Below are 18,207 nucleotides of genomic sequence, written 5' to 3'. Positions count from 1 at the left end.
CGTGTTATCATGATCACGACTGCGCCGCAGATCCCCCCTGTTCTATATCTGGTGTAGTCTCCTGTCTCGTCGCTGATTAGGCGAGCATCCGTATTTCTTAGCGAATGTCGAGGGGACGAGTTTGTCCAGTGTCGGTGATCTTGTCTGGCTTCTTCTGGGCCTGCTCTCCTTTCTTGCCGGCGCCCCGGGGCGGGTGAACGCCATTCGGGTAATCGGCGCCGCCTTCCGAACCGCCGGATGGGTGTGGATGAATGTGATTCGACCGCTCCTCGGGCCGTAGGCGGCCATCGGCTCGGTCGTCCGCGCGCCGCTCCGTTCCGCCGCACCGCGGTGACCGGCGGTGCAAGTGATTCCTCAGGCGGACCGCAAGGTCGTGCAGGGATTCGCCAAGGCGCGTCGCAGGTTGTGGCGCGCACCATTGTCCTCGCAGGTCGACTGCGGCTAATGGGAGGGACAATGGTCGACGGAGGACGGACGGAAAGACCCGAGGCATCGGGCCGGTGGGGCGACACGGGCCCGCTCGCGCCGCTGACCTGGCCGGTGGAGCGGCGCGCACTGGCGATGGTGCATTCGTGGCAGGCGGGCGACCGCCTGGCCGACATCGCCCCGGCCGTGGTGGAGGGCGACCCGCGGGTACAGGTCGTCTACTCCGCCACCGGCGGTTCGCCGTTCTCGGCTTCCGGAGCGGAGTACGCCCGCCGCTTGGACGCAGCGGTGCTCCCCTGGGAGCGGGCCCGGACGCACCGATACGACCTGGCGATCGCGGCCCATCTGGACGACTTCACCGACGTGCGCGCCCCGGCCCTCGTCGTGGCGCACGGCGTCGGCCTCTCCAAGCTGGTCCCGCGCAAGCCCGGTTACGGTCCGCCTGCCCGCCGCCCCATCGGGGGCGCGGTGGCCGGCGCGCTCGTGCGCTACGGCCGGGTGGGACCCGCGGTCATCGGAATCGCGCACGAGCGGCAGCGCGCCATCGTCGCCCGGGAGTCCCCCGACGCCGCGCGCGTCTGCCGGGTGGTCGGCGATCCCACGTGGGACCGGATGTCGGCGAGCCTTCCGCTGCGCCGCGCCTACCGCCGCGCTCTCGGCGTAGGCGGGCACCAGCGGCTGATCGTGCTCTCCAGTACCTGGGGACGCTCGGGGCTCGCGGGCCGGTGCCCCGAACTGCTCACCCGCCTGCCCGCCGAGCTGGGCGGCGACTGCGTGGCCGCCGCGGTGCTGCACCCCGCGATCTGGTGGACGCACGGCCGCCGCCAGGTCGCCGCCTGGCTGGCCGAGGCCCGGCGGTCCGGGCTCCGGCTGCTGGCGCCCGGCGCCGCGTGGCAGGCGGCGCTGGTGGCCGCAGACGTCGTGATTGGGGACCACGGAGCGGTGACGGCCTACGGCGCCGCCCTCGGCGCGCCGACGCTGCTGGCGGCGGGTGAGCCCGCCGACATCGTGCCCGGCTCGCAGGTCGCCGAGGTCTACCGGCGCGCCCGCCCGTTCCGCCCGGACGAAGGGGCGCGCCGGCAGGTCGACCGGGCGATCCGCGATCACGACCCCGGACACGGCGCGGAGATCGCCGGGCTCCTGACCTCCGCGCCGGGCCGCTCCGCCGAGCTGCTGCGCTCGTGCTCCTACAGCCTGATGGACTGCGCCGAGCCGCCCCACCCGCCTGCTGTGCACCGGCTGCCCGCACCTCAGGTGCTCGTCTACGGTCCCGCGGCCCTCGACGCGCAGGGCGGCGGAGCGCCGGGGGAGCGGGCCGCGTGATGGCCCCCCTCCGCGCCCGCGTGCGCACCGAGGCGGCGCTGCACACGACCGGCGGCGCCCCGCCGCGCCTGGTCGCCGACGACCAGGTGTGGGCGGCCGACGATGCCGAGCGCCCGTGGCTGCTGTGTGCCGACGTCGTGTCGGTCCGGAGGCTGCAGAGTGCTCCGCAGCGGCCGGACCGCGACCGAGGGCGGTCCGAGGCGCTCTGGCGGGCGACCGCGGGCGCCGTGGCCCGCTTTGCCCCGGCCTGCCGCGTGGTGGTCGTGTGCGCGCCGCGCCCGTGTGTCCTGCTTCGCGGCGCGGGCGCCCTGCCCGCGCGCTCGGGCTGGGACGCCCGGCTCCTCGGCTCGCTCGCCCACACGTGGCTCGCGGCCGGGCTCGACCCGGCCGAACTGGGCCGCGCCTGGCCGGGGCGCGTGCTCAGCCGGTTCACGGCGGGGGCAGGGCGTCGATCCGTCGCTGTATCTCTTCGGCTCGGGGAGGCCGAAGCCTGCTGTAAATGGACGCTGCGGAGGTGAGGTGCTCGCGCTCGTCGGCGGTACGGTCCTCGGCGGCAGCGGCGTCGGCCATCAGCACGTGGGCCCCGGCGGCCTCGGCGTCGGCCCCCAGGGCCGCGGCGATCCGCAGCGCGTCGCCGAGTGCCGCGCCGGCGTCGGCGCCGGTTGCGAGCCGGCAGGCCGCCAGCCCGACCAGCGTGCGCAGCCGCATGTAGGGCTCGTCCGCCTCGGTGAAGTACTCCAGCGCCGCCCGGAAGTGCCCCTCGGCCGCAGGGTGGTCGCCCCGGTCGCGGGCCGCCTCGCCCAGGCGGCGCCGCATCAGCGCGATCCCCCGGCGGCGCCCCAGCCGCCGGTGGATCCGCATCGCCCACGCGAAGTGCTCCGCGGCCGCCGCCGGGGCGCCCAGAGCCAGCTCGGCGACGCCGGAGTCCTCCAGGGCCGAGGCCCGGCCCAGGTCGTGGCCGGCGCGGGTCCACAGCTCCAACGACGCGCGCAGGGGCTCGCGAGCGGCCGCGGGCTCGCCCCGGTGCAGCCGCAGCACGCCCAGTCCGTCGAGCATGAACGCCTGCGCCGCCGGGTCGTCCAGGGCGCGCGCCGCCGCCAGACCCGCCGTGAAGGTCTCCGACCAGGCGTCGAAGTGCTTGCGCTGCACGAACAGGCTCCGCAGCGCCTCGCACAGCTGCCAGCTCGCTTCGCCGCGGCCTTCGTCGCGGCAGACCGCGACCCACGCGCGCAGGTTGGCCAGCTCGGCTTCAAGCCAGGCCAGCGCCGCGTCGCGGCCGTCGAAGCGCTGACCGCCGCGCTCCTCGGCGTAGCGGGGGGCGAGATGCCAGCGGCCGGGGTTGAGGGCGAGGTCCGCGTTCACGGCCGAGTCGAGGTAGTGGTCGGTCAGCCGCCGCCGGGCCCGCTCGCGCTCGGCGGCGCTCTCCTCGTCCTCCAGCAGCCGGCGCGCGTGCAGGCGGTTCAGGTCGTGCTGGCGGAAGCGGCCGGGCGCATGCTCCTCCAGCAGGTTGGCCGCCACCAGTTCGTCGGCCGCCGCCTCCGCCTCCTCGGCCCCGGCGTCCGACAGCGCGGCCATCGCCGGGAGGCAGGTGTCGGGCCCCGCCACGTGGCCGAGCCCGCGGTACAGCCGCCTCCCGGCCCCGCTCAGCGCGGCGTAGGAGGCGTCCAGTGAGGTGCGCACCGACAGGTCCTCCTCTCTGCTGAGCCGGGCGAGGCGGCCGCGCTCGTCGGCGAGCCGGTCGGCGAGGCCGCGGACGCTCTGCCGCGGGCGCAGCGAGAGCGGGCTCGCGGCGGCGCACAAAGCCAGCGGCAGGCGGCCGCACAGCGCGACCAGGCGCTCCACCGCCTCGGCCTCGCCGCGGGCGCGCTCGGCACCCAGCACCCGCTCGACCAGGCGCGCGGCCGCGGTCCGGCCGAGCGGGTCGACCTCCACGAACACGGCGCCGTCGGCGGCCAGCCCGGCGAGCCGCAGCCGCGTGGTGACCAGCACGAGGTGGGCGCCCGCGCCCGGAAGGAGAAGCCGCACCTGTGCGGCCGAGGCGGCATTGTCCAGCAGCAACGCCATACGGCGCCCCGCCGTGCCGGAGCGGAACTGGGCGGCGCGCCCCGCCGGGTCCAGCGCGATCCGGGCGGGGTCGGCGCTCATGGTGCGCAGGAAGCCGTCCAGCACGCCCGCCGGATCGACGGGACCGTCCTCGGCGAAGCCGCGCAGATCCGAATACAGCAGGCCGTCGGGAAAGGAGTCGGTGACGGCGTGCAGGAAACTGGCCGCCAGCGCCGTTTTGCCCACTCCTCCCGGGCCCGTGAGGACGACCACGCGCGGCGATCCGTCGTCGGGCGCGGCGGTGGCGGCGGCGCCGATGCGTTCCGACTCGGTTTCGCGGTCGGTGAAATTGCGGGGAGCCGGCGGAATCTGGCGCGGAATCCCCGGAGCGGAGGGGGAATGGACGTGGAGATCGCCGTGGACCGCTCCCGCCTGCACGACGGCGCCCACGTGTCCGCCGGATACGGCGGTGTCGTTGTGCTGGTCGGACTGTGTGCGCGGTCGGCCGGAGGCGTTGCGGCCGTCGAATCCGTGGGGGGATGCGCGCATCGGCGTTCTTTCCTCGATCCGGCGGAGAATCGATCGTAACACCCGGTTTTCAAACGATCACCGACCGGGGGTTTCCCTCGCCGTTCGCGCTCGGTGGAATCGCGGCCCGCGGTCGTCAGTTCCGCCGTCGATCGCGACTCCGCCGTGGCGCGCGCGCCCGCAGGGGCGCGAGTGGCACCGACCGGCGCCGGCCGGTGCCCGTGCGGGACCGGGGACATGAACCGCCGGGAGGGCGCCGGGGAACCGCCCGTGCCCCGCCGCCGCGGCCTTCGTGGCCCGCGGCGGCGGGGCGGCTCCCGGCGGTGCGGGGTTGCCCGGGATCAGGCCAGTGCGTCGACCGCGACCTCCGCCGACTCGGCCACCAGGGCGTCGTCGGTCTCGGCGTCGGGCTCGTCGTGCTTGGTCATGACCGCCATGACGATGGGGTCGTCATCCGGCGGCCAGACCACGGCGATGTCGTTGCGGGTGCCGTATCCGCCGCTCCCGGTCTTGTCGCCGACCGTCCAGCCCTCGGGCACCCCCGCGCGGATCAGGGCGTCGCCGGTGGTGTTGCGGCGCAGCATGTCCACGAGGATCTCCCGCTTCTCCTCGGGCAGCACGTCGCCGAGGGCGTAGGCGCGCAGGCTGGTCGTCATGGCCTTCGGCGTGCTGGTGTCGCGGATGTCGCCGGGCTCGTAGTCGTTGAGTCCGGGCTCGATCCGGTCGACGTGGGTGGTCTCGTCACCGATCCCGTGCAGCGCCTCCTGCAGGCCCTCCGGCCCGCCGAGCTCCTCGAAGAGCAGGTTGGCCGCCGTGTTGTCGCTGTAGCGCACGGCCGCGTCGATCACCTCGCGCAGCTCCATGCCCTCGTCGACGTGCTTCGAGGTGATGGGGGCCCACTCGAGCAGGTCGTCCTCGGTGTAGGTGATGCGCCTGTCCAGTTCGTCCATCGGGGTCTGCTCCAGCACGGCCCCCGCGGAGAAGGCCTTGTGCGTGGAGGCGTAGGCGAACCGCTCGCCGGCGTTGTAAGCGACGGCCGCGCCGGATCCGGTGTCGAGGGCGTAGACCCCGACGTCCGCGTCGTGCTCCTTCTCCAGCCGCTTCAGGTCGGGTACGTACTCGCCGCGCGGCACCGAGGGCGCGGACCCAGACGCGGGGGTCGAGGCCGCGACGGGGGAGGCGGTGGGTGCGGCGCCCTCGTCGGCGGCGCATCCGGCGAGCGGAGCGAGGACGAGCGCGGCGGCCGCGGTCAGCCCCGCACTGCGGCGGAATCGGAGGTTCATGGGTGAAGCCTTCCTCTGGTGCGAACTCTGCCGGCCGCGCGCATGCGGATTCGGAGCCGTGACCAGGCACGGGAGTCCCCCGACCGCCCTGCGCGCGGGCGGGAGGCCCCCGTTCGGCGGCCACGCAGCAGAGTCTGGCCGTGCCCGCTGATGCTGTCTAAGACGGAAACAGCGGTTCCCATGCGATTCCGGCATAGGATCAGGCCATGGATCTCGTCGGCGCCTGCGTCGCCTTCGTCTACGTGAGCGAACGCGGCAGCTTCACTCTCGGCGCGGCGGCCGCCCGCATCCCGCAGCCGGTCGCCAGCCGCCGCATCGGCGCGTTGGAGCGGCATCTGGGCGGGCGGCTGTTCGACCGCTCGACCCGCCGCGCCACCCTCACCCCCTTCGGCCGCGACATGCTGCCCTCGGCCCGGCGGCTGGTCGCCCTGGCCGAGGCCATGGAGCACGACGCCGAACGCGCCCGCCTCGCGCCGCTGCGGCTGGCCGTGCCCGACGTGTGCGGCACGCGCGAGCTGGCGCTGCTGGGCGCCGCCGCGCTGCACCAGGACGTCCGCCTGGACCTGCACCCTGCGCCGCCGCGGGCGCGCGAGGACCTGCTGCGCACCCGGCAGGTGCGCGCGTCCCTCGCCGCCGTGCCCGCCGACGAGGCCGCATGGCGGGTCCGGCTGGGGTTGGCGAGCGTGGCCGAACACCACTCCGCGGCCGTGCATCTGGAGACGCTGCGGGTGGGCCGGGGCGACTCCGAGGTCCGGCGCCGCGTGTGGATCCAACCCGAGGACGACGTCCCCCACATCCGCGACCGGGTCCGGCGGCTCGGCGAGTCGGTGGGCCTGCAGCCCGCCCAGATCGCGGTGGCCTCGGCCTTCACCACCGCCGCGGCGCACGTGCTGGACTCCGCCGATCTCCTGCTGTGCTCGGCGGCCCAGGCCGCCGAACTGGGCCTGCACTGGCGCCCGGCGGGCGGGATCGACCCGGTGCGCGGCTACGCCGTCGCCGCCGGGGAGGGCGAGGACGCCGAGCGCATCGAGCGCGACCTCGCGGAGGGCCTGGCCGCCTGCCTCGGCGCCGACCGCGGCGAGGAGGCGCTCCGGTGAGCCCGGACCCGTTCGGCGGCGGCGAGTCCGCCCTGCTCCGCGACGTCCGCCGCGAGCTCGACGATGGCGGTCTGCACGGCTCCTTCCTGGTGCGCGACCTGGACACCGGGCAGGAGATCGGCATCGACCCGGACCTGGACTACCCGATCGCCTCGCTGGTGAAGGTGCCGCTGGCGGCGGCCACCCTGGAGCGCGTGCGCCGGGGCGAACTGGACGGCGCGGAGCCGGTCCGGGTGGAGCCGGGCCGCGTCACCACGCCCGGGCCCATGGGGCTGACCAGGTTCCGCCATCCCGCGTGGGCGGCGCTGGAGGACCTCGTCTACCTGAGCACCTGCATCAGCGACACCGCCGCCGCCGACGCCCTCTTCGCACTCACCCCGCCCTCCGGGGTGGCCCGGTGGCTGGAGTCGGCGGGCCTGCGGGGGCTCACTGTGCGCCACACGCTCAGCGAACTGCACGAGACCCCGGCCGAGCGCCTCGACCCCGGCGAGACGCACCTGGCCCACACCCTGGCCATCCAGGCGGGCACGCCCGGGCGCGGGCACGGTCTGGCCCTGCTCGACGCGACCCGCGCCAACTCCGGTTCGGCGCGGGCGCTGGTCGAGCTGCTGCAGGCGCTGTGGCGGCCCTCTGCGGTCCAGCCAGCGGTGGCCGAGCGGGTTCGCGAGCTGATGGGCGCCAACGTGCTGCGGCAGCGGCTGGCGCCCGACTTCGCCTCCGACGCGGCCGCGTGGTCGTCCAAGACCGGCACCCTGCTGAACCTGCGGCACGAGTTCGGCGTGGTCGAGCACGCCGACGGGCAGGCGTTCGCCGTCGCCGCGCTCACCGCCTCGCGCGTACCCGCCACCGTCCAGCCCGCGGCCGAGGCGCTGATGGGGCGCACCGCCCGCCGCCTGCGCGACCACCTGCGCGGAGGCTGAGCGGGCCCGGCCGCGGCAGCCGCGCCTGCCGCCCGCCGAGCCTGCCGCCCGCCGCGCGGGTCCGCGCCGGGTAGGGGGAGACGCTCGTCACATCCGCGCTCGTCGCATCCGCGCGTGTCACATCCGTCCGGGCCACTCCGTCAGTCCTGTGTACGCCGACTACACCGAACCCAGCAGAAGGAGTCCGGCATGGAGCCCCGTTTGGACGTCATGAGCAACCCCACCGCAGGCAGGATCCTCAAGCACCTCGTCGCCACGGGCAAGGCGCTCGCGGACTCGTCCCTGCCGGCCGCGACGCAGGAGCTGGTGAAGATCCGCGCGAGCCAGATCAACGGATGCGGCTTCTGCGTCGACATGCACACCAAGGACGCCACTGCCGCGGGTGAGACCCAGACCCGCCTCAACCTGGTCGCCGCCTGGCGGGAGGCCGCGGTCTTCACCGACGCCGAGCGCGCCGCCCTGGAACTGGCGGAGCAGGGCACCCGCATCGCGGACGCGGCCGGCGGCGTCACCGACGAGGCCTGGGAGAACGCCGCCAAGCACTACGACGAGGACCAGCTCGTCGCCCTGGTCTCCGCGATCGCCGTCATCAACACCTTCAACCGCCTCAACGTCATGGTCCAGAACCCCGCGGGCGACTACCGGCCCGGCCAGTTCGACCAGTTCGGCTAGTTCCGGGCAGCGCGGTGCGGCCGGCCGCTCCCCGGCCGACCGCGCCGCGCGTCCGGTCGATCCCGGAATCCGGAGAAGCTGTCCCGCTGCACGGGTTGCCTCCGATGTGGGGAATGTCGTGGAATCGCACTACGCCGCGGCACCCTCACCCGGCGCGACGACCTCGAAGGGACACTTGTGGCGCAACAGCAGCAGGAGCAGCACAAGCCCAGATGGCGGCTCATCGGTCCGGGGATCGTCGCGGCCGCCACGGGTGTGGGATCGGGCGACATGGTCGCCAGCCTCGTGGCGGGTGAGCGGTTCGGATACACCCTGCTGTGGGCGGTCGTGGTCGGCTGCCTCGTGAAGATCGCGCTGGCCGAGGCCACCGGGCGCTGGCACCTCGCCTCGGGCCAGACCATCTTCGACGGCTGGCGCGGCATGGGCCTGTGGACGTTCGTCTTCTTCGGCCCCTACATCGTGCTGTGGGGCTTCGTCTACGGCGCCACCGCGATGTCGGCGACGGCGCTGCCCCTGCAGGCGCTGTTCCCCTCGGTGCCGCTGTGGGTGTTCGCGGTCCTGGCCGGGATCTCGGGGCTGGGGTTCGTCTGGTTCAACCGGTACCCCGTGCTGGAGCGGGTGATGACCGTGCTGATCGGGGTCCTGTTCGTCACCGTGGTCGGACTGGCGGTCTACCTCGTACCGGACATCGGCTCCATGGCGGCGGGCCTGGTGCCGACCACCCCGCCCGACTCGCTCTTCTACTCCCTCGGCCTGATCGGCGGCGTCGGGGGCACGATCACCATGGCCGCGTACGGCTTCTGGTGCAACGCCAAGGGCTGGCGCGACGCCGGCTGGATCCGGATGATGCGGCTGGACAACAGGGTCGCCTACATCACCACCGGCGTGTTCGTCGTGGCGATGCTGATCGTCGGCGCCGAGCTGCTGAACAGCGCCCAGATCGCGCTCGCCGAAGGCGACGAGGGACTGATCCAGCTCGGCGAGGTGCTGCAGGAGCGCTTCGGGACGTTCGTCTCGGTGCTCTTCCTCATCGGCTTCTTCGCGGCCGCCTATTCGTCGCTGCTGGGCGTCTGGCACGGCGTCAGCCTGATGTTCGCCGACTTCGTGGGCAACATCCGCGGGCGCGCCGACCGGCCGGTGGAGGAGCGGGAGTCCAGCTGGGAGTTCCGCGCCTTCCTGCTGTGGCTGACGTTCCCGTCCATGCTCCTGCTGCTGTTCGACAAGCCGATCCAGCTCGTCATCGCCTACGGCGTCCTCGGTTCGGCGTTCATGCCCTTCCTGGCCTTCACCCTGATGTGGCTGCTGAACACCCGCCGCACGCCGCAGGAGTGGCGCAACGGCGTGGTGAGCAACGTCGGCCTGGCGGTGGCGGGCGGGCTCTTCCTCGTCCTGTGCGGAAACGAGATCTGGAGCCGACTCACCGCCGCGTGAGCGCGCCGCGAGGGCCGGCCGCGCGAGGTGCGGCCCTCCGGCCGGCCGCGGCGCCGCTGCCGGTCGGCCTACTCCTCCGCCAGAACCGCCTCCGCGACCTGCTCGCGGAGGCGGTCTCCGGCGTCCTCCAGCGCCTCGACGACGGCCTCCCGCCGCTCGCGCGTCAGTCCGCCCAGGGCCTCCTCGGCCAGCTCGTCCCAGACGGCCTCGATCCGCGGGACCAGGCGGCGCGCCTCCTGCGTCAGCACGACGCGCACCTGGCGCCGGTCGGCCGGCACCGGCTCGCGGCGGAACAGCTCCCGCTTCTCCAGCCGCGCCAGGGTGCGCGTGGCCGTCGGAGGCTCGATGCCCAGGCGCGCCGCGAGCTGCGAGACGGTCATACCGCCCTCCTCCTGGGCCAGCAGCCACAGCAGCACGTCCTGACCGGGGTGCAGACCCAGCTCGGCGAGCTTGCGGGACTTCACCTCGCGGTAGAGCTTGCCCATCTTGTTCAGCGCGCGGTTGACCCGCCTGGCCTCTTCGCTTTCCACCCGCCCATGCTACTGATGTATAGTCGGCTAATAAGTAGTCGGCTATCTAATTGGGAGGGTGGCATGGACCTGCAACTCGACGGAAGAACGGTCCTGGTGACCGGCGGTTCGGGTGGCATCGGCCGCGCCGTCGCCACCGCGTTCGCCGCAGAAGGCGCCGCGGTCGCGGTCGGCTGGCACAGCGACGGCGCGGGTGCGCAGGAGTCCGTGGGCGCCGCCGAAGCGGCGGGCGCCCGGGCGGTGGGCGTGCAGCTGGACCAGGCCGACCCGGCGTCCTGCGCCCGGGCCGTGGCCGAGGTGGAGCGGAGGCTGGGCGGCGTCGACGTCCTGGTGGTCAACGCCGTCGTCTGGCCCTCCTCCTTCGAGTACAGCTGGGAGGAGCTCACCGCCGGGCTCACCGCCAACGCCGCCGGCCCGGTGGCGCTGGTGGAGGCGGCGCTGCCGGCGATGCGCAGCGCCGGGTGGGGGCGCGTGGTGCTCGTGTCCTCCGACGTCCTCGCCCAGCCGATACCCGCGGCGGCCGCCTACCCGGCCGCCAAGGGCGCGCTTGAGGCGGCCGCGCGGGTCTTCGCCGTGCGCGAGGCCCGCCACGGCGTCCTCACCAACGTCGTGCGCCCCGGGTTCACGCTGACCCAGCGGGCGCTCGACCACCCGCGGATGGGCCGCTCCGCGGTCGAGGCGGAGGGGGAGGAGACGCCCACGGGCCGCATCTGCACCCCCGAGGACGTCGCCGGCGCCGTCGCCTTCCTCGGCTCCGGCGCCAACGGGCACGTCAACGGCGAGGTGCTCTCCGTCGCCGGCGGCCGGCAGCTCACGCGCTGAGCAGCGGCGGGCGCGCGCCGCGCCGTCGGACCGGCACCGGCGGCGGGCGGCGGCACGGCCGCCGCTTCCGCAAGGCCCGGCGCGCAAGGGATCGCGGGATCGGCCGGGTGGCTCTAGAGTGGCTGGAGTCGAGGCGATTCCTCCTGAATCGCCGTTTTTCTGCACGCATGGAAACGGGTTTCGCCATGACCGACGCGCCCTCCACCCCCGATCCGGCCGCGCCCGCCGGCATCGACACCACGGTCCCCAGCCCCGCCCGGCTCTACGACTACTACCTGGGCGGCAAGAACAACTATGCGGTCGACCGGGAGCTGGGCGACCGGATCATGCAGAGCCTGCCCGAGACCAGGCAGAGCGCCGTGGCCAACCGGCTGTTCCTGGGACGGGCGGTGGACTTCCTCTGCGAGCAGGGTATCGACCAGTTCATCGACATCGGCTCGGGTCTGCCCACCCAGGACCCCGTCCACGAGGTCGCCCGCCGCCGCCACCCCGACGCGCGCGTGGTCTACGTGGACTATGACCCCGCCGTGCGCGTGCACGCCGAGGCGCTGCTGGCCGACGACCCCGAGCTGACCGGCGTCGTCCAGCACGACATGCGCGAACCCGAGGGGCTCTACCGCCACCCCGAGCTCACCGCGCGCATCGACCCCGAGCGGCCGGTCGGACTGCTGATGCTGGCGCTGCTGCACTTCGTCACCGACGACCAGCACCCCTACGACCTGGTGCGCCGCCACCTGGAGCACCTGGCGCCCGGCTCCTACCTGGTCATCAGCCACGCCGAGTCCGACAGCCACCCCGACCGGGCCGACTACGCCAGCCAGGAGTACCGCTCCTCCAGCGCCAACCTGCGCGTGCGCACGCAGGAGGAGATCAAGGCCTTCTTCGCGGACGTCACCCCGGTGCCGCCCGGCGTGGTGCACCTGGCCGACTGGCGCCCGCGCGACAACCAGCCCTACTACACCTCCCAGCAGGTCTCCGGGCTCGCCGGTGTCGCCCGCTGGGACGGCCCGCCCGAGCGGGACTGACGGGGGCCGGGGGCGCTCCGCGCTTCCGGACCGGGGCCTCCCGCTACGCCGGCTGCGACCGGGCCAGGCGGAACCCCAGGTCGTCGGTGCGCAGCGTCGGGTGGCTCTTGCGGCGGCACGAGGCGCGGCAGCCGCGCGGCAGGTCGTTCCAGCCGCCGCCGCGGAAGACGCGGTAGGGGCCGTAGACCCGCGGGTCGAAGCGGTCCCAGCACCACTCCCACACGTTGCCGAGCATGTCGTGCAGCCCCCAGGCGTTGGGGGCCCGGGTCGCGACCTCGCGGGCGGCGCCGCCGGAGTTGCCGCGGTGCCAGGCGATGTCGTCCAGCTCGCCGTAGCGGACCGCGGCGCCGCCGGCCCGGCAGGCGTACTCCCACTCCGCCTCCGTGGGCAGCCGGTAGCCGTCGGCCGTCCAGTCGCAGGCGATGCCCAGGCCGTCGGGGCCCGGCTCGCCGGAGTAGCAGGGGCGCAGCCCCGCCGCGAGCGAGAGCCGGTCGCAGAAGCGCACCGCGTCGATCCAGGAGACCTCGGTGACCGGTGCGCACGGCCCCGCGCCGTCCGCGGCGCCCTCGCCCAGCACGGCGCGGTAGAGGCCCAGCGTGACCGGACACGCCGCGATGGAGAACGCGTCGAGGGCCACCCGCCACTCCCGCCGCGTGCCCTCGTCCCGCAGCACGATCTCCCCCGCGGGTAGGGCGGTCGTCTCAGGTCCGGCCGCCGGGTGCGGCGCCGGTTCGAGTCCGGTCATGGGCGCCACATTACGCGCGCCGCGCCGCGCGGCGCCGGGCCCGGGCGGGCACGCCCGCCGGGGGCGATCACGCCGGGTCGGCCGCCATGCCGCGGTCCACCAGGTAGGTGGGGACCACGTAGTTCGCCGGTGCCGAGCGCGGCCTGCGCAGCCGCTGGAACACCAGCTCCGCCGCCAGGCGTCCCAGGGTGCGCGTGTCATAGCCGACGACGGTCACCGGGCGGGGCAGCAGTTTGGCGAACTCGAAGTCGTCGAACGCCGCCAGCCGCGTCCGGTCGCGCCTGCGTGCGAGTTCCTCGACGGCGCCGAGCAGGATGCGGTTGTTGCCGCAGAACAGCGCGGTGGGCGGCTCGGAGGAGTCCAGCATGGCGCCGACCGCGTCGCCGGCGTCGTGCGGGCGGTCGGAGTAGATCCTCCGGAAGTGCCGGCCGGTCTCGATCCCCGCCTCCTCCAGGGCCTCGGCGGCCCCGGCCAGGCGCTCGCGCATCGTGAAGTCGTTGAGCGAGTCGGTGATCACCCCGATCTCGCGGTGCCCCTCGGCGAGCAGCCGGCGGATGAGGTCGCGGGTGCCGGTGCGGTTGTCGATCAGCACCGTGTCGGCCAGGCACCCGCTCGGCGGGCTGTCGATGAACACCGCCGGCATGCCCCGCGCGATCTCGGCGCCCAGGTAGGACTGGTCGTCGCCGGTGGGAGCGACGATCAGCCCGTCCACCCGGCGCTCGCACAGGTCGAGCACGAGTTCGCGCTCGCGGACCGCGTCCCAGCCGGAACTGGCGGTGATCAGCTGGGTGTCGAACCGCTCGGCCACAGCCGCGGCCGCCGCGGCGATCGTGGAGTAGAACGGGTTGGCCAGATCGAGGATGATCAGCCCGATCGTGGCCGTGGTGCGGCCGCTGCGCAGGTTCGCGGCCACGTTGTTGCGCTGGAACCCCAGCTCGGCCATCGCGTCGCGGACGCGCTCGGCGAGGTCGGCGCGCACCGTGGGCACCCCGTTGGCCACGCGCGAGACGGTTTTGAGGCTCACCCCGGCGGCCTGCGCGACGTCGACCATCGTGGGCCGGCGGCCGGGGTCCGGCCCAGCGGCCTGGTCGGTCATGGCTGGGCTCCTCGGACTCGTCGGCGGCGCGGAGGACGACCGCGGCCCTGCCTCGGCCTGGGGGCGGGGCTCGGCGACTCGGCGCGGGGCGGCGCCGGTGCCGTCAACGTACTGGATGCACGGGGGCGAGGCAACGTTGTCTTGCGGCCGTTCCGGGCCACGCGCCCGGCCCCCTCCGGCATCGCCGCTGCACCCCGCTATGCAGGTCGAATGTCCGGATACCTCTTGACATGTCCAAGTGAGCCGGATCACTGTACTGGGGACAACGTTGTCTGTCCTGGAGGTCGAAGGAGGTGCGGATGCGTCCCCTGCGGATGCCGGTCGCGGCGATGGAGCACTTCTATCGCGGAGGTGCGGCCATAGCCGACCTGCGCGGCGGCCCGCCGCGTTGTGAACGCTCACCCGAGGAGTGGCTGGCCTCGACGACCGCCCGGTCCGGCGCCGAACCCGCCGGGCTGAGCCGCCTGGAGGACGGTTCGCTGCTGCGCGACGCCATCGCCGCCGACCCGGCGGCCTGGCTCGGCCCCGTGCACGTGGAGCGGTTCGGCGCGCAGCCGGAGCTGCTGGCCAAGCTACTGCACGCCGGCGAGCGCCTGCCCGTCCACCTGCACCCCGACCGCGCCTTCGCCGGACGCCACCTCGGGTGCGCCCACGGCAAGACCGAGGCCTGGGCCGTCCTCGACGCGGAGGACGCCACAACCGTCCACCTGGGCTTTCGCGTTCCGGTCGAGCGCGGTGAGCTCGCCGGCCTGGTCGAACGCCAGGACACCGCCGGCCTGCTGGAGCGGATGCACGAGGTACCGCTGCGGACCGGCGACACCGTCGTGGTGCCCGCGGGCGTGCCGCACGCCCTCGGCGCCGGCGCGTTCGTACTGGAGGTCCAGGAGCCCACCGACTTCTCCATCCTGCTCGACTGGCGCGGCTACGCCATCGACGGTCCCAGCGAGGGCCATCTCGGGCTGGGGTTCGACGTCGCGCTGGACGCGGTACGCCGCACCCCGCTCAGCGCCGCCGAGGTGGAGGCGCTGCGCGTGCCCGCCGCACTCGCGGCCGCGCCCGCCGAGGGGCCCCGGCCGCTGCTGGCGCCCGCGGCCGCGCCCTTCTTCCGCGCCGACCTGCTGCGGCCGCCGGAAGGGGCCGATACAAGCGTCCCCGCCGGGTTCGGCGTGCTGGTCGTGCTGGACGGCTCCGGCACGCTGCGCACCGCCGACACCGATCTCCGCCTGGCACGCGGCGACGTGCTGGCGCTGCCGCACGGCGCCGGTCCGCTGCGTATGAGCGGCGCGGCAACCGCCGTATTGTGCCGGCCGCCCGACCCCGCGCTCGAGCGCACCTCCGAACCCGCCGCCGAACCGGCCGCCGCGACCGGCGCCGATACCGGCGCGCCGCACTGACCGCACCCGCCGCGCCCGCCCCGCCCCCGCACCGGCGCGGCACCGGACCGTCCGCCGGCCGGCAGACCCCGTCCGAGACCGCCGTTCCCCACCCATTGCAGGCCGTCCCCTCGAAACCCCGACCCCTCCCCGGCGCCGGAACCCCGACCTCCGGCGCAGCAGATTCCCGAAGGAGCACCATGTACCGCCTGCCGCACACTAAGACCGTCCTCGCCGCCCTGGCCGCCGGCACCCTCCTGCTCTCCGGATGCAGCTCGCAGAGTCCCGTCGACAACTCGGACGAGGGAGGCGAGATCGAGACGATCGGCCTCATGGTCCAGGACCTGAGCAACCCCTTCTTCACCGCGATGCAGTCCGGTGTCGAGGACGCCGCCAAGGAGATGGGCGCCGAGGTCGTCACCGAGGACGGGCGCCAGGACCTCGGCGCCCAGAACGAGCAGATCGACGCCTTCATCCAGCAGCAGATCGACGTGCTGCTGATCAATCCCGTCGACTCCGAGGGCATCGGTCCGGCCGTGCAGCGCGCGGTCGACGCCGGGATCACGGTCGTCGCGGTCGACGTCACCGCCAAGAACGCCGAAGCCTTCATCACTTCCGACAACGTCCAGGCCGGGCGCCTCGCCTGCGAGCACCTGTTCGAGTCGATCGGCGGAGAGGGGCGCATCCTCATCATCGACGGCACCCCCATCTCCTCGGTGCAGGACCGCGTCAAGGGCTGCGAGCAGGTCATGGAGGACTACCCCGACATCGAGGTCGCGGGCCACCAGCACGGCGACAACAACCGCGAGGAGGCGCTGACCGTCGCCACCGACATGCTCACCGCCAACTCCGACGTCGACGGGATCTTCGCCATCAACGACCCCACCGCGCTCGGCGCCAACCTGGCCGCCGAGCAGACCGGTGTCGAGGACCTGGCGATCGTCGGCGTGGACGGTTCGCCCGCCGCCGAGAAGGAGCTGGCCGACCCCGAGTCCATGTTCGAGGCGACCGCCGCGCAGGACCCCAAGCAGCTCGGCGTCACCGGCCTGGAGATGGCCACGAAGCTGTACAAGGGCGAGCAGGTGGAGAACACCGAGCAGCTCGTCGAGACCGAGCTGATCACCGCCGACAACCTCGACGAGTACGAGGGCTGGGAGTGACCGCGGCTCCGCTGCTGCGCATGACCGGGGTCAGCAAGGCGTTCCCCGGTGTGCAGGCGCTCACCGACGTCCATCTCGAACTGCGCTCGGGCGAGGTGCACGCGCTGATGGGGGAGAACGGCGCCGGCAAGTCGACGTTGATCAAGATGCTGGCCGGGGTGCACACCCCCGATTCGGGCACGATCGAGATCGACGAGAACCCGGTGTCGATCAGCACTCCGCAGCGCGCGGTGGACCTGGGGATCGCGGTGATCCACCAGGAGCTCAACCTCGCACCCAACCTCACCGTCGCGCAGAACCTCGCGCTGGGCCGCGAGCCCCGCACCCGGTTCGGTCTGCTGGACCGGGCGCGCATCCGGCGCGAGGCCGCCGCCAAGCTGGAGCGCGTGGGCGGCGGCATCGACCCCGACACCGTCCTGGGCACCCTCAGCGTCGGCATGCAGCAGGTCGTCGAGATCGCGCGGGCGGTCGCGCAGAACGCCCGCCTGCTGGTGCTCGACGAGCCCACCGCCGCCCTGTCCGAGACCGAGGCCCAGCGCCTGTTCTCCCTGGTGGAGGAGATGCGCGGGCGGGGGATGGGCCTGCTCTACATCAGCCACCGCATGGAGGAGGTCTACCGGCTGGCCGACACCGTCACCGTCCTGCGCGACGGCCACTGGGTGGGCACCTCGCCGCGCACCGAGCTGGAGCCCGAGGACATCGTCACCCGCATGGTCGGGCGCACCCTCACCGACCTGTACGCGCGTCGGCGGCAGGAGCCGGGCGAGCCGGTACTGGAGGCCGAGGGGATCGGCGACGGCGCCGGCATCGGCCCGGTCGACCTGACGCTGCGGGCCGGGGAGGTCGTGGGGCTCGGCGGTCTCATCGGCGCGGGCCGCACCGAGCTGGCCCAGCTGCTGTTCGGTGCGGCCCGCGCCCGCAGGGGGCGGCTGCGCGTGGGCGGGCGCCCGGTCCACCACCGCAGTCCGCTCGACGCGACCAGGAACGGCGTCGCCTACGTACCCGAGAGCCGCAAGGAGCAGGCGCTGTTCCCGGACATGTCCATCCGCGACAACGTCGTCACCACCGGGCTGGGCCTGGGACAGGTCAGCGATCTGGGGGTACTGCGGCGCGGACGCGTCTCACGGCGCGTCGCGTCGCAGATCGACGCGCTGCGGGTGCGCTGCTCGTCGGTGCTGCAGCGGGTGGCCGAGCTGTCGGGCGGCAACCAGCAGAAGGTCGTGCTGGGCCGGTGGCTGGCCGTATCCCCGCGGGTGCTGCTGCTGGACGAGCCCACACGCGGCGTCGACGTCGGCGCCAAGCAGGAGATCTACCGCATCGTCGACCGGCTGGCGGCCGAAGGCGTCGCGGTCCTGGTCATCTCCTCCGACCTGCCGGAGCTGCTGGGCATCAGCGACCGGGTGCTGGTCATGCGCAACGGAACCGTCGCCGCCGAGCTCTCCCGCGCGGAGGCGACCGAGGAGGCGGTCATGCTGCACGCCACGGGCGTCGCCGCCGGGACCGGTTAGGCACCCGCCGGGCCGGGCCGCGGGTCGGCGAGACCGGCGGCCCGGCCCGGCGGCCCCCCCCCCCCCCCCCCCCCCCCCCCCCCCCTCCCCCCCCCCCCCCCCCCCCCCCCGCGGAACGCGGGGCGACTCGTCCGGACAAGGAAACCCGACCCCCATGACCGACAGCGGCGTCGTGATCGTCGACAAGCCGGCCGACTGGACCTCCCACGATGTGGTCGCCCGCAC

Annotated in this window: 16 protein-coding genes; 11 read left to right on the top strand and 5 right to left on the bottom strand. The window is 74.2% G+C overall.

What is annotated here, in order from left to right; genetic code table 11:
- The first annotated feature begins 456 nt into the window (after positions 1–456).
- Positions 457–1,749 (top strand): hypothetical protein, encoded by a 1,293-nt coding sequence (locus ABD284_RS08595; RefSeq protein WP_344142062.1) that lies wholly within the window; start codon positions 457–459, stop codon positions 1,747–1,749.
- The gene (locus ABD284_RS08590) at positions 1,749–2,267 is read left to right on the top strand and encodes a hypothetical protein (RefSeq protein WP_344142061.1); all 519 of its coding nucleotides are present in this window, start codon (positions 1,749–1,751) and stop codon (positions 2,265–2,267) included. Before ABD284_RS08595 ends, ABD284_RS08590 begins: the two co-directional genes overlap by 1 nt.
- Here ABD284_RS08590 and ABD284_RS08585 read toward each other — a convergent pair.
- Positions 2,179–4,341 (bottom strand): hypothetical protein, encoded by a 2,163-nt coding sequence (locus tag ABD284_RS08585; RefSeq protein ID WP_344142059.1) that lies wholly within the window; start codon positions 4,339–4,341, stop codon positions 2,179–2,181. The genes ABD284_RS08590 and ABD284_RS08585 overlap by 89 nt on opposite strands.
- A 320-nt stretch (positions 4,342–4,661) precedes the next feature.
- The gene (gene bla / locus ABD284_RS08580) at positions 4,662–5,603 is read right to left on the bottom strand and encodes a class A beta-lactamase (protein ID WP_344142058.1); all 942 of its coding nucleotides are present in this window, start codon (positions 5,601–5,603) and stop codon (positions 4,662–4,664) included.
- A 206-nt stretch (positions 5,604–5,809) separates the two neighbouring features.
- Here bla and ABD284_RS08575 point away from each other — a divergent pair, with 206 nt between their 5' ends.
- The 4 genes from ABD284_RS08575 to ABD284_RS08560 all read left to right on the top strand — a co-directional run bounded on the left by ABD284_RS08575 (position 5,810) and on the right by ABD284_RS08560 (position 9,723).
- A complete protein-coding gene (locus ABD284_RS08575; RefSeq protein WP_344142057.1) occupies positions 5,810–6,700 on the top strand; it encodes a LysR family transcriptional regulator in 891 nt (296 codons plus the stop codon).
- Positions 6,697–7,620, top strand: coding sequence for a serine hydrolase (locus tag ABD284_RS08570; RefSeq protein WP_344142055.1), 924 nt, complete (start codon positions 6,697–6,699; stop codon positions 7,618–7,620). Before ABD284_RS08575 ends, ABD284_RS08570 begins: the two co-directional genes overlap by 4 nt.
- Positions 7,621–7,809: 189 nt before the next feature.
- Entirely contained in the window at positions 7,810–8,292 is a 483-nt protein-coding gene (locus ABD284_RS08565) for a carboxymuconolactone decarboxylase family protein (protein ID WP_344142054.1), read from the top strand.
- A gap of 177 nt (positions 8,293–8,469) precedes the next feature.
- Entirely contained in the window at positions 8,470–9,723 is a 1,254-nt protein-coding gene (locus ABD284_RS08560; RefSeq protein ID WP_344142053.1) for an Nramp family divalent metal transporter, read from the top strand.
- Between the two features lie 68 nt (positions 9,724–9,791).
- Here ABD284_RS08560 and ABD284_RS08555 read toward each other — a convergent pair whose 3' ends face one another.
- Positions 9,792–10,253, bottom strand: coding sequence for a MarR family winged helix-turn-helix transcriptional regulator (locus ABD284_RS08555; RefSeq protein ID WP_344142052.1), 462 nt, complete (start codon positions 10,251–10,253; stop codon positions 9,792–9,794).
- A 63-nt stretch (positions 10,254–10,316) separates the two neighbouring features.
- Between ABD284_RS08555 and ABD284_RS08550 the strand changes: the two genes are divergently transcribed.
- Positions 10,317–11,075 carry an SDR family oxidoreductase gene (locus ABD284_RS08550; RefSeq protein ID WP_344142051.1) on the top strand — a complete coding sequence of 253 codons (759 nt, stop codon included), beginning with the start codon at positions 10,317–10,319 and terminating at the stop codon, positions 11,073–11,075.
- Between the two features lie 167 nt (positions 11,076–11,242).
- Complete coding sequence (locus ABD284_RS08545) at positions 11,243–12,100, top strand: SAM-dependent methyltransferase (RefSeq protein WP_344142050.1); 858 nt, start codon at positions 11,243–11,245, stop codon at positions 12,098–12,100.
- Positions 12,101–12,143: 43 nt separating this feature from the next.
- Here ABD284_RS08545 and ABD284_RS08540 read toward each other — a convergent pair whose 3' ends face one another.
- The gene (locus ABD284_RS08540; RefSeq protein ID WP_344142049.1) at positions 12,144–12,845 is read right to left on the bottom strand and encodes a formylglycine-generating enzyme family protein; all 702 of its coding nucleotides are present in this window, start codon (positions 12,843–12,845) and stop codon (positions 12,144–12,146) included.
- Between the two features lie 67 nt (positions 12,846–12,912).
- On the bottom strand, positions 12,913–13,941 hold the full coding sequence (locus ABD284_RS08535) for a LacI family DNA-binding transcriptional regulator (RefSeq protein ID WP_344142047.1): 1,029 nt from the start codon (positions 13,939–13,941) through the stop codon (positions 12,913–12,915).
- Positions 13,942–14,240: 299 nt separating this feature from the next.
- On the opposite strand from ABD284_RS08535, the gene ABD284_RS08530 reads away from it, so the two are divergent.
- From ABD284_RS08530 to ABD284_RS08520, 3 genes are all read left to right on the top strand, one after another.
- Positions 14,241–15,335 (top strand): class I mannose-6-phosphate isomerase, encoded by a 1,095-nt coding sequence (locus ABD284_RS08530; protein WP_344142046.1) that lies wholly within the window; start codon positions 14,241–14,243, stop codon positions 15,333–15,335.
- A gap of 179 nt (positions 15,336–15,514) precedes the next feature.
- Positions 15,515–16,474: an ABC transporter substrate-binding protein gene (locus tag ABD284_RS08525; RefSeq protein WP_344142045.1), complete on the top strand. Its 960-nt coding sequence runs from the start codon at positions 15,515–15,517 to the stop codon at positions 16,472–16,474.
- Entirely contained in the window at positions 16,471–17,982 is a 1,512-nt protein-coding gene (locus ABD284_RS08520) for a sugar ABC transporter ATP-binding protein (RefSeq protein WP_344142044.1), read from the top strand. The genes ABD284_RS08525 and ABD284_RS08520 overlap by 4 nt, the downstream gene beginning before the upstream one ends.
- The last annotated feature ends 225 nt before the right edge of the window (positions 17,983–18,207 follow it).

It is taken from the genome of Streptomonospora arabica (assembly GCF_039531585.1).
GTDB lineage: Bacteria > Actinomycetota > Actinomycetes > Streptosporangiales > Streptosporangiaceae > Streptomonospora > Streptomonospora halophila.
This window is presented reverse-complemented; position numbering and strand designations above follow the sequence as displayed.